Consider the following 11339-nt stretch of genomic DNA (forward strand, 5'->3'; position numbering starts at 1 on the left):
TTAAATCCTCCCCCTGCCCCCTCTAAGAGGGGGATATGTAAATCGCATAGTTACGCCATGTGTCCCCCTTTGGAGGGGGTAGGGGGAGGATAACTAATTAAAGCAATAATGCACTACGGGTGAACATTAACCAAAATACAAAAAACACTAGAAAACAAAAAACCTCGCCAGTAAAACTAACGAGGTTAATGTGGAAAATGAGGGATTCGAACCCCCGACCCCCTCGGTGTAAACGAGGTGCTCTGAACCAACTGAGCTAATTTTCCATTTTTCCTATCTTCTCTCATCCGACCCTCCCGATAGCAATCGGGATGCGCTGAACCAACTGAGCTAAGCTTCCAATATTTTATTGTGTAGCCCGCCATCCGGCGAACATTATGTGGAAGCTGAGGGATTCGAACCCCCGACCCCCTCGGTGTAAACGAGGTGCTCTGAACCAACTGAGCTAAGCTTCCATTTTTTTATCTTCTCTCATTCAATCCGACCCTCCCGATAGTAATCGGGATGCGCTGAACCAACTGAGCTTTCATTATTTCAATCTTTCCAAACCAATCCTTCCAATTTCGTTTGGGAATGCAAATATAGCGTTATATTATTTTTTTACAATTCTTTTTTTCTTTTTTTTAAGCAAGCACTTCTTCCAGTATTTGATGCGACTTTATCTCCCCGAAAGAAGACGTGTGCAACTTATAGTAAATCAATATCTTATCCAGCACCAAACGCCGATAAGTATTACTAAAATTCAAACTGTTGTTTTTTTCAAATGCTATATTTAAAAGCTGCATTAACGCATTTCCTTCTTCTTGTCCAACAAAATAAGGATGCACAGGCAACAATGAAGTAAAATTACCGTCTTGCAAATCAAAATATTTTTGATCTTTTCTTGTTTGAGGCTGGGGCGCAAAACCCAGAAACCGGGTAAGTTTCATTAAAAATGACAAATGGAAATTAACACTCAGCTCTTCGGTTTCATCAAACCAACTAATGGCATTATAAAGGTATTCGAACAATTGCTCATCTACATGTTGTTGCCTAATACTCTTATAAAGCACCTCGTTTAAAAATTGCACAATGGTGTTTTTTACCACATCGTAAGGAATACGCTTGAATATTGGCACTGGCCTAGCTTCAGATACCCTTTGTATATGGGTATTTTGCTTATGGTAAACTATCATTTCTAATAGGTGTAAAGGCTGTAACACATTCATCGGGATTTTAGCCTTTGGCTTTTTAACGCCATTGATAAGGTAAGACTGAATCCCAAACTTCTCTGTAAACACCTGCACTACCACACTACTCTCGCTATAGGTTGTGGTTTTTAAAACAATTCCTCTGGTTTTATGCAGCATTTAAAAAACTTTAGGTACAAAAATAATTAAACCTGCCACTAAACTCATTAAGGCAATAACTAAAACTGCGGCAGCGGCCACATCCTTTACCAGTCCGGCCTTCGTATTAAACTCGGGAGAAACCAAGTTTACCAACACTTCAATGGCGGTATTCATCAATTCTGCAAACAAAGTGCACCCCATGCAAATAACTATAATGCCCCACTCTAACGAAGAAATTTCAAAATACCAACCGGCAACCACTGTCAAAACAGCTATAAGAATATGTATCTTAAAATTCAACTCACTTTTAAAAGTCTGCTTTAACCCATTTGCAGCAAATTTAAAACTCTTAAAAAACCGGGACATAGGCTATTAATTTTAACTGCATAAAGTTACGTTTTACCTACAACAATTACCTTAAAACCGTGTTTATAACGAGCAATACGAGTAAATTTTTAACCCATCATATTTTGCATTCCGTCAATTTTATGCGTTCTTTACATTTTTTCAGAGATTTATATGTGGATAAAACTATCTAATGCGATATTAAAAAATCGCGTTCTCCTTATCATTTTATTTATTGCTATTACCATATTTATGGGATGGCAAGCCAAAAACATTAAACTTTCTTACGCTGGCGCCAAAATTTTACCATTAACAGATTCTGTTTTCATTAAATACAATGCCTTTAAAAAACAATTTGGCGAAGATGGCAGCATTGTGGTGATTGGTGTAAAAAGCGAGAAAATCTTCCAAAAGGACACCTACAATAAATGGGCCCAGCTATCTAACGAACTACAGCAGTTAAAAGGCATTAAAGGCGTGCTTTCCATCGGTAAGTTTTTCGAACTACAAAAAGATACGACAAACCAGAAATTTACCGTAAAACCACTCCCTGGCAAGATTATAGCTAACGACGCAGAAATGGATTCGTTAAAACGCAAGCTCAATCAGTTGCCATTTTACAAAGGCTTGCTTTACAACACAGCAACTAACGCCACTTTAATGGCAGTTACTTTCGACCAAAAGATCTTAAATTCGGCCGCTAGAAACCCAATTCTTAAGGAAATCGAAGAAAAAGCACTGGCTTTTGGTAAAAGTGAGGGCATTGATGTTCATTTATCTGGCCTGCCCTACATTAGAACCGCAACAAGCAAGCTAGTTTCTAATGAATTTGTCCTTTTCTTAGGTTTGTCCATCTTAGTTTCGGCACTAATCTTATTCATATTCTTCCGTAGTTTTTCTGCGGTATTCTATCCTGTTTTAGTGGTAATTATGGGTGTAATCTGGAGTGTTGGAACCTTGGTTCTGTTTGGCTACGAACTCACCATTTTAACAGGCTTAATTCCGCCACTTATTGTAATTATAGGCATTCCTAACAGTATTTTATTACTCAACAAGTACCACAACGAACTTAAAAAGCACGGCGACAAAGACAAGGCTTGGCAAGTTACCGTAGAACGCATTTCGGTAACCACTTTAATTGCCAATATTACCGCAGCGATAGGCTTTGGCGTATTATACTTTACCGGGAGCGAACTATTGATGCAGTTTGGCAGCGTAGCGGCACTCAATGTAATGTTTACTTGGCTAATGAGCTTGTGCTTAATTCCGGCAATTTTTAGCTATTTACCCGCCCCAAAAAATAAACTGAGCGGTGTGCATGAACCAAACTTTTTATACAGGCTTTTAGCAAAAACCGACCGCCTGGTACAAACCAAAAGCGCTACCATTTACATCGCAACCATTATTTTAACAGTAATTTCCTTAATAGGCGTTTACCGTATCAATGTAAATGGCTATGTGGTGGACGACTTGCCCAAAAGTTCGAAAATATTAACCGACCTTAAGTTTTTTGAGAAGAACTTTGAAGGCATTTTACCTTTAGAAATCAGCGTAGATACCAAACGTAAAAATGGGGTACTAAGCATATCAACGTTAAATAAGATTGACAAAATGGAAGAAATGATTTCGGCTTATCCGGAGTTCTCTCGTTCCATTTCTTTAAATACTGGATTAAAATACGCTACGCAGGTTTTTTACAATAGCGACACCAATTTTTACCGTTTACCCACAGATTTCGAGAAGAATTTCATCTTAATCTATGCCGCAAATGCTGGCAAGGGAAATGGCAATATGCTTACCAATTTTGTAGATAAACAAAAACAAACTGCCCGCGTTAGCTTTCAAATGGCCGATATTGGTTCGAAACGTTTAGACCAAGTTTTGGATGAGCTGAAACCAAAAATAGATTCTATCCTTTCGCCCAAACGTTTCAATGTAACCTTAACAGGTTCGAGCATTATTTTTTCTAAAGGAACAGACTACATGCTTGAACATCTATTTGAAAGCATTGCTTTGGCAATTGTATTAATCTCCTTACTGCGTTTGGCACAGTTTAAGAGTTTAGGCATTATGTTTATCTCATTATTACCAAACATTGTTCCTTTGGTTATTACAGCAGGGCTGATGGGATTTTTCGGCATTCCGCTAAAACCTTCAACCATTTTAATTTTCACCATTGCTTTCGGCTTAGCATCCGACCAAACCATTTACTTTTTAACGAGATACCAACAAGAGCTCAACTTAACCAATTACAGTGTAAGCAAAGTAATTACCGACACCATTACCGAAACAGGCGTGAGCATGACGCACATTGCTTTAATCTTGTTTTTCGGTTTCGGAATTTTTACCGCTTCTACCTTTGGCGGGACGGTAATTTTAGGCATGCTACTTTCTATTACTTTATTTGTAGCATTGGTATTTAACCTTACTTTGTTGCCTGCTTTAATGTTATGGCTAGACAAAAACAAAAAGCGCAGAAAATTATCTGAAGCAGAAGTGGCCAAGAATTTAGAAAACTTAGATGACCATTAGTCTAATAAAGCTGTGAGATTTTAAAAACCTTACAGCTTCTTAATCTTCCTTAGCCAGTGGCTATAGCTCCACCTTCTTACCATCCTTATCTGCTTTTTTTGCAAAAATTATCGGGCACAGAAAAATAAGCGCTGCGGCAATAAACAATACCCCAGAAATAGCCAACACCACTTGGTTGCCATCAATTTTAGAATCTTCCATAACTTTAGCGGCAATGAGTGCCACAATACCCAAAGCAATTGCTACAATGGCTTTAGTTAGCTTCAAATGCTTTATCATACTTATTGGTTTTGCGATCTTCTTCGTTTCAATATGTTTATGATAACAAAGATGAGCCCAATAAGTTCTAAGATCATACTTAAAAAAAGAACCACCACCGTTGCATTTTCGTTAGTGTTTTTAAGTAATAAAGCAGTAGGCATCAGTAAAACTGCCGCCAACATACAAGCAAGTCCTCTTTTTATATTTCTATCCATAAAACTATTTCAGAAGCAAAACTACCATTATTCATTCTAAAACCTTAACTTTGCAACCTTTAATTTTTGAGATACTTGATTGATGTATAGGGAATTTAAACAATTAGAACTAGCTAAAATAGGAGAAGAAATACTGGCATTTTGGAAAGCACAAAACATCTTTGATAAAAGCATTGATAGCAGACCAAAATCGAAACCTTTTACTTTTTACGAAGGACCACCATCGGCAAACGGAATGCCCGGTATTCACCACGTAATGGCTCGTGCTATTAAAGATATTTTCTGTCGTTATAAAACCCTAAAAGGATATCAGGTTAAGCGCAAAGGCGGATGGGATACCCACGGCTTGCCTATCGAGCTTGCGGTAGAGAAAAAACTAGGTATCGTTAAGGAAGATATCGGCAAGAAAATCTCGGTTGACGAATACAACGCAGCCTGCAAAGAAGAGGTAATGCGTTATACCGATGTTTGGAACGACCTTACCGAGAAAATGGGCTACTGGGTTGACCTGAAAAACCCGTATGTAACCTACGAAAACGAATATATCGAGACCCTTTGGTGGATTTTACAACAATTGTACAACAAAGGACTTTTATACAAGGGCTACACCATCCAACCTTACTCGCCAGCCGCAGGTACAGGCTTAAGTTCGCACGAATTGAACCAACCGGGCACTTACCGTGATGTAAGCGACACCACTATTGTAGCGCAGTTTAAAGCAATTACTGAAACACTTCCTGCTTTTTTACAAGGTTTTGGTGCTATTGATATTCTAGCTTGGACCACTACCCCTTGGACTTTGCCTAGTAACACTGCTTTAACCGTTGGCCCTAAAATCGACTATGTATTGGTAAAAACCTTTAACCAGTACACTTTCGAGCCTATCAACGTAATTTTAGCAAAAACATTAGTAGGTAAACAATTTGGCGGCAAGTTTTTCCTAGCGGAAGACGAGACTGCTTTTGCCGACTATAAAGCCGAAGACAAAAAAATACCTTACCAAATTTTAGCCCAATGCAAAGGCGAAGATTTAGTAGGCATTAAATACGAACAACTTCTACCTTTAGCTACACCATACCAAAATGCAGAAAATGCTTTCCGTGTAATCAGTGGCGATTTTGTAACCACAGAAGACGGTACAGGTATTGTTCACACTGCGCCTACCTTTGGTGCCGATGATGCTCGTGTAGCTAAACAAGCTACGCCAGAAGTACCGCCAATGTTAATTTTGGACGATAAAGGCAATGCCGTTCCGTTAGTTGACTTGCAAGGGAAATTTGTAGCATCATTAGGTGAATTTGGTGGCAAATACGTTAAAAACGAATACTACACCGAAGGCCAAGCTCCAGAAAAATCGGTAGATGTAGAAATCGCCATCCGCTTAAAAGAAGAAAACAAAGCCTTTAAGGTAGAGAAATACGTACACAGTTATCCGCATTGCTGGAGAACTGACAAACCAGTACTTTATTACCCATTAGACAGTTGGTTCATTAAAACTACGGCCGTTAAAGAAAAAATGGCAGAGTTGAACAAAACCATCAACTGGAAACCCGAAGCAACTGGCACCGGTCGTTTTGGCAACTGGTTAGAAAACTTGGTGGACTGGAACCTTTCACGTTCTCGTTATTGGGGTACGCCATTACCAATTTGGCGCACCGCCGATGGCTTGGAAGAGAAGTGTATTGGTTCTATTGCAGAGCTAAATGCAGAAATTGCCAAAGCTATTGAGGCGGGTTTTATGCCAGCAGGTTTCGAGCTAAAGGATATGCACCGTCCTTATGTAGATGACGTATTTTTAGCATCAGCCAAAGGCGAAAAAATGACCCGCGAAACCGACCTAATTGACGTTTGGTTTGATAGTGGTGCCATGCCTTACGCACAATGGCACTTCCCTTTTGAGAACAAGGAAGAATTTGAAAATGCCTACCCTGCAGATTTCATTGCAGAAGGCGTTGACCAAACTCGTGGTTGGTTCTTTACCTTGCACGCCATTGCGGTAATGCTAAGCGAAAGCAGCGATGAAATAAAAGCCATTAACGAGCGTGTAAACAACCCTGGTATTGCATTTAAAAACGTGGTGTCAAACGGCTTGGTATTGGATAAAAATGGCGCTAAAATGTCTAAACGTTTAGGCAACGCCGTTGATCCGTTTAGCACTATCGATACTTATAGTGCCGATGCTACCCGCTGGTACATGATTAGCAACGCATCGCCTTGGGACAACTTAAAATTTAACCTAGAAGGATTAGATGAAGTACGCCGTAAGTTCTTCGGAACCCTGTACAACACCTATTCTTTCTTCGCATTATATGCCAATATCGATAAGTTCGAAATTGACTTGAACAAGCAAACACCTATTGCGCAACGTAGCGAATTAGACCGTTGGATTTTATCGCTATTGCAAAACTTAATTGCCGAGGTTGACGAGGCTTACAACACTTACGAGCCAACCAAAGCCGCAAGAGCAATCCAAAACTTTGTCGACGAGCATTTAAGTAACTGGTATATCCGTTTATCTCGTCGTCGTTTCTGGAAAGGCGAAATGACCGCAGATAAAAAAGCGGCTTACGAAACATTATACACTTGCTTGGTAAATATTGCGCAGTTAATGTCGCCGGTGGCACCGTTCTTCTCAGATTGGTTGTACCAAAACTTAACAGAGGTTTTACCAGCCGAGGCAAAATCAGAATCGGTACACTTAACCCTGTTGCCAGATGCAGATCAGTCGCTAATTGACAATGAACTGAACGAGCGTATGGAATTAGCGCAAAACATTTCTTCGATGGTGTTATCACTCCGCAAGAAAATGGGCATCAACGTGCGTCAACCGCTAGCCAAAGTATTAATTCCTATTTTGGATGACAACTTTAAAGACAAAGTAGAACTGGTAAAGGATTTAATCCTATCCGAAACCAATATTAAAGAAATTTCCTATATTACCGACACCGCTGGTTTCATCAAGAAAAAGGTAAAACCAAACTTTAAAGCCTTAGGCGCTAAAGTAGGAAAAGACATGAAATTAGTAACAGAAGCCATCAACAAACTGGACCAAGAACAACTGGCCCAATTTGAAAAAGAGGGAAGTTTCTTGATACCTGATACTCCGTACTCGATACTATTGAGCGATGTAGAAATTATTGCAGAAGATATTCCGGGATGGCAGGTAACTAACATGGGCAGTTTAACGGTAGCATTAGATGTAAACATTACTACCGAGCTTAAACAAGAGGGACTATCGCGTGAGCTGGTAAACCGTGTGCAAAACTTGCGCAAGGAATTGAACTTTGAAGTGACCGATAGAATAGCAGTAAGTTTACAACAGGATAATTTGATTAGTCCTGCGGTATTACAAAACAAAAATTACATTTGTACCGAAATTTTAGCAAACGATATTATTTTATCGGAAAAACCACTAAACGGAAACAAAATAGTAATAGAGGATGTTGAATTGGAAATTTTGATTGCCAAATTATAAACTGGATGAAACAATTGCAGTAAAATCATAAATTGCTTCGTCACCACTAAATTAATAAGAGATGGAAAAGACTGAAAAAACACGTTACTCTGACAGCGAATTACAAGAATTCAAAGAGCTGATTTTAGAAAAACTAAAAAGCTCTAGAGAAGAACTACAATCGCTTACTTCATCGTTGAGCAATCCAAATTCTAATGGTACAGAAGATACTTCTGGTGCATACAAAACTTTAGAAGATGGTTCTGCTACTTTAGAGAAAGAGCAAATCAATCAGCTGGCAGCCCGTCAGAAAAAATTTATCGACAACCTTGAAGCAGCTTTAGTGCGCATTGAAAACAAAACTTACGGCATTTGCAGAGAAACAGGCAAATTAATTCAAAAAGAGCGTTTGCGTGCAGTACCACACGCTACTTTAAGTATGGAAGCTAAATTGAAACAAGGTTAATGAAAGGCTATACAAAACCTTTACTTTTAATATTTCTGGTACTATTGGCAGACCAAGTTTCTAAAACTTGGATCAAGACCAATATGTACCTTGGGCAAGAGTACAAAATCTTAGGCGACTGGTTCATTATCCACTTCACCGAAAACAATGGCATGGCCTTTGGCTTAGAGTTCGGTGGAGAATTTGGCAAACTAGCACTTTCATTATTTAGAATTTTGGCAGTGGGTGGTATAGGCTACGGCCTGCACTACATGATTAAGCACAAATATCATCGTGGCTTTATTTTAAATGTAGCACTAATTTTTGCCGGAGCTTTAGGTAACATTATCGATTCTGTTTTTTACGGAGTGATATATAAGTACGAAACGCTGTTTCATGGCCGTGTGGTAGATATGCTCTACTTCCCAATTATTCAAGGCACCTTCCCTACTTGGTTTCCTATTTGGGGAGGCGAACCTTTTGAGTTTTTTAGACCTGTTTTTAACTTGGCCGATGCCGCTATTTCTGTAGGGGTAATTACCATTCTCATCTTCCAAAAAACTTACTTTAAAGAAGAAGTTAAGGACGAAATTGGCATTAATAACGAAAGTATAGAAGACTAAACCCCTAAATCCCCTAAAGGGGACTTTTAGATAAAAAAACCTCGCAACAGCTATTGCGAGGTTTTTTGTTTAGACCGATGACCGAAGTTGAAAGAGTAAAGAGCAAGGAGCAAAGAGTAAAGAGTAAAGATAAAAGTTGAAAGCTCAAAGACTAAAGCTGAAAGACCAAGGAGCAAATCCTTTTTTCCGTCATTTCGAGGGAAGCATAGCGACGAGAAATCTAGCTACTTGGCAGACCGAAGGCTGAAAGACCGATGACCGAAGTTGAAAGAATAAGGGTTGAGATTGAGATTAAGGCTGAAAGCTAAAAGCTGAAGGCTGAAAAAAGAACAAAGGTTGAGGTTGTTTAATGTATTGTTGTGGAAGAGGAATTAATTGATTTAAAAACAAAGCTACAAAGCCTTGGTGCACTAAGACCCGAGGCTTGGGATTTGATTTGCAAGTTGGCGCACAGCACCGAGGTTATGCAAGAGCAACGTTTTGTACGGAAAATTGGCACTTTGGGTTATATTGCCCAAGGTATTTTGAAGGAATATGACGACCTTGACCGCAGCAACCCGGCAATTATCAATTTTATCGGCAACCACCAATGTTTTATTACCCGCAGCCATCAGCAAAACCGCTATCTTTTGGCTTGCATGCCTTGCCTTGTTTACCATTGGAATTTTGATGATTTGCAAAAGCTTTACCAGCGCTTTAATGAATTAAGACCTGTTTATGAAGCACTTTGTACCGAATATGAAGCAGGGGTATTATTGAGAATGCGTTTATTGGAAATGCCTGTACAAGAACGGATCAGTGCTTTTAGAGTGCTATTTAGGCCAACTCTGCCTTTCAGCCTTCTACCCTTTTTATAATTGTTCTGCAATTGAGGTTGATGGTGAAGACTAAAAACCCTCGGTTAGTAAATTTGTTAACTAGAAATGATGTTGTTAAATACTACCACATTACCGGGGTGTCTTTGACGGTGACCTCTAGGTTGGTGCCTAGTACTGTAGGGTTAGCTACGGTAGCGGTGTATTGCCAATCGAGACCGTTTTCTAAAGGTGTTACAGCGCCTTGTTCAATCACATTGTTATCTTCATCTAAAATCCTAACGTTTACGGACTGTAGTTTAAAGTTGTCGATAATCCTAAATGTTAGCTTGTCGCCTATTTGGCCCATGTATTCATCAGCCATTACTTTACGGAGCGCTGGAGCTTTTAGGTAATCTGCAAAAGCGATGTTATAGGCTGATTGCCCTGGCCTTGCTTTGGCCTGGTACTGTTCTTTTAATACGGGATTGCCAATTGCCGATTTTGCGTAATAAGCCGCTTCGGTGAAACGCTCTCTTACTTCTAACTGCCCTACTGTAAGTGGCTTGTTGGACTGTTTAGGACGACGTGCAATAATTGTTTTATCGGCTGCATTAGTGCGAAACACTAACATTTTACCGATGGTACCGCTTACGCCTTTCATTACGACGTTGTTTGTTGATCTTGCCATGATTTTGTTTTTTTTTAAAAGATTAATAATTCTGTTAAAAAGCTTTTTCCGGAATGCTTTACTTAGCCAAAGTTGAAACATAATTTACTGATAAACAATTTGTTATTTACCATTAAGCATATATATACTTCTTAAGTATTTTTATGCCTTAAGTTGCGCCAAATGTATTTTTGTTCGGCATTTGCGTATATTGTTAATGTGCCGTTGATGTGTGTTTGATGTATGTTTGATGTGTGTTTGTTGTGCCGACCATGTGTGGTGGTGGTGTGGAGGTGGTTGTTGTTCGTTTTTCGTTGGTTCTGCTTCTTTTGGCCCCTGTTATTGCTACAATTTGTATGGAGGGGATATCTCAAAGTTTATCTGCACTGTTTCTGGTAAACTTTTATTAAAGGGCTTTTTTCATTGGGAAGTGTTTGCTTTATGACAGTTGAGGTAATAGGTGACTATTGGGACTTTAAGGACTTTTGTTTTGTTTATCGTTGGGCGTTGGTTGTTTTTGCTATCGTTTGGAGGCAAATATTGGTAATTGCTATTTTCCTCCCCCTGCCCCCTCGCAGAGGGGGATAAACTCTCGGAGAGGGGGATATGCAAAATGCTTAAGCAATATGTGTCCTCCTTTGGAGAGTTTATTCCGATTTTCGGAAGGGA

At 39.3% G+C, this 11339-nt stretch carries 10 protein-coding genes and 2 tRNA genes; 5 read left to right on the plus strand and 7 right to left on the minus strand.

Features of this window, described 5'->3' with window-relative positions:
* Nucleotides 1-191: 191 nt before the first annotated feature.
* From B3I52_RS02950 to B3I52_RS02965, 4 genes are all read right to left on the minus strand, one after another.
* A tRNA-Val gene (locus B3I52_RS02950) sits at nt 192-266 on the minus strand.
* 114 nt (nt 267-380) lie between these two features.
* A tRNA-Val gene (locus B3I52_RS02955) sits at nt 381-455 on the minus strand.
* 168 nt (nt 456-623) lie between these two features.
* Nucleotides 624-1349, minus strand: coding sequence for a DNA repair protein RecO (gene recO / locus B3I52_RS02960; RefSeq protein WP_293298521.1), 726 nt, complete (start codon nt 1347-1349; stop codon nt 624-626).
* The gene (locus tag B3I52_RS02965; protein ID WP_293298524.1) at nt 1350-1697 is read right to left on the minus strand and encodes a diacylglycerol kinase family protein; all 348 of its coding nucleotides are present in this window, start codon (nt 1695-1697) and stop codon (nt 1350-1352) included. It abuts the gene before it with no gap.
* A gap of 231 nt (nt 1698-1928) precedes the next feature.
* Here B3I52_RS02965 and B3I52_RS02970 point away from each other — a divergent pair, with 231 nt between their 5' ends.
* Complete coding sequence (locus B3I52_RS02970) at nt 1929-4208, plus strand: efflux RND transporter permease subunit (protein WP_293298527.1); 2280 nt, start codon at nt 1929-1931, stop codon at nt 4206-4208.
* 60 nt (nt 4209-4268) lie between these two features.
* Here the strand turns inward: B3I52_RS02970 and B3I52_RS02975 are convergent, their stop codons facing one another.
* Together B3I52_RS02975 and B3I52_RS02980 are read right to left on the minus strand one after the other, a co-directional pair.
* The gene (locus B3I52_RS02975) at nt 4269-4487 is read right to left on the minus strand and encodes an isoleucyl-tRNA synthetase (protein ID WP_293298530.1); all 219 of its coding nucleotides are present in this window, start codon (nt 4485-4487) and stop codon (nt 4269-4271) included.
* A 2-nt stretch (nt 4488-4489) separates the two neighbouring features.
* Complete coding sequence (locus tag B3I52_RS02980; protein WP_293298532.1) at nt 4490-4684, minus strand: DUF2427 domain-containing protein; 195 nt, start codon at nt 4682-4684, stop codon at nt 4490-4492.
* Between the two features lie 82 nt (nt 4685-4766).
* On the opposite strand from B3I52_RS02980, the gene ileS reads away from it, so the two are divergent.
* From ileS to B3I52_RS03000, 4 genes are all read left to right on the plus strand, one after another.
* Nucleotides 4767-8159 (plus strand): isoleucine--tRNA ligase, encoded by a 3393-nt coding sequence (gene ileS, locus B3I52_RS02985; protein ID WP_293298535.1) that lies wholly within the window; start codon nt 4767-4769, stop codon nt 8157-8159.
* 61 nt (nt 8160-8220) lie between these two features.
* Nucleotides 8221-8604, plus strand: coding sequence for a TraR/DksA family transcriptional regulator (locus B3I52_RS02990; protein WP_199118421.1), 384 nt, complete (start codon nt 8221-8223; stop codon nt 8602-8604).
* Nucleotides 8604-9206: a lipoprotein signal peptidase gene (locus B3I52_RS02995; RefSeq protein ID WP_293298538.1), complete on the plus strand. Its 603-nt coding sequence runs from the start codon at nt 8604-8606 to the stop codon at nt 9204-9206. Before B3I52_RS02990 ends, B3I52_RS02995 begins: the two co-directional genes overlap by 1 nt.
* A gap of 359 nt (nt 9207-9565) precedes the next feature.
* The gene (locus tag B3I52_RS03000) at nt 9566-10063 is read left to right on the plus strand and encodes a hypothetical protein (RefSeq protein ID WP_293298541.1); all 498 of its coding nucleotides are present in this window, start codon (nt 9566-9568) and stop codon (nt 10061-10063) included.
* Between the two features lie 82 nt (nt 10064-10145).
* Here the strand turns inward: B3I52_RS03000 and B3I52_RS03005 are convergent, their stop codons facing one another.
* Nucleotides 10146-10691, minus strand: a complete 546-nt coding sequence (locus B3I52_RS03005) for a hypothetical protein (protein ID WP_293298542.1) — start codon at nt 10689-10691, stop codon at nt 10146-10148.
* Nucleotides 10692-11339 lie beyond the last annotated feature (648 nt).

Origin of the sequence: Pedobacter sp. UBA4863, from assembly GCF_002399615.1 — a bacterium.
Classification (GTDB): domain Bacteria; phylum Bacteroidota; class Bacteroidia; order Sphingobacteriales; family Sphingobacteriaceae; genus Pedobacter.

Bases quoted from the DNA above. Each gene is read 5' to 3' on its own strand.
- recO (WP_293298521.1), bottom strand. From the start codon at position 1,349: ATGCTGCATAAAACCAGAGGAATTGTTTTAAAAACCACAACCTATAGC.
- B3I52_RS02965 (WP_293298524.1), bottom strand. From the start codon at position 1,697: ATGTCCCGGTTTTTTAAGAGTTTTAAATTTGCTGCAAATGGGTTAAAG.
- B3I52_RS02970 (WP_293298527.1), top strand. From the start codon at position 1,929: ATGGGATGGCAAGCCAAAAACATTAAACTTTCTTACGCTGGCGCCAAA.
- B3I52_RS02975 (WP_293298530.1), bottom strand. From the start codon at position 4,487: ATGATAAAGCATTTGAAGCTAACTAAAGCCATTGTAGCAATTGCTTTG.
- B3I52_RS02980 (WP_293298532.1), bottom strand. From the start codon at position 4,684: ATGGATAGAAATATAAAAAGAGGACTTGCTTGTATGTTGGCGGCAGTT.
- ileS (WP_293298535.1), top strand. From the start codon at position 4,767: ATGTATAGGGAATTTAAACAATTAGAACTAGCTAAAATAGGAGAAGAA.
- B3I52_RS02990 (WP_199118421.1), top strand. From the start codon at position 8,221: ATGGAAAAGACTGAAAAAACACGTTACTCTGACAGCGAATTACAAGAA.
- B3I52_RS02995 (WP_293298538.1), top strand. From the start codon at position 8,604: ATGAAAGGCTATACAAAACCTTTACTTTTAATATTTCTGGTACTATTG.
- B3I52_RS03005 (WP_293298542.1), bottom strand. From the start codon at position 10,691: ATGGCAAGATCAACAAACAACGTCGTAATGAAAGGCGTAAGCGGTACC.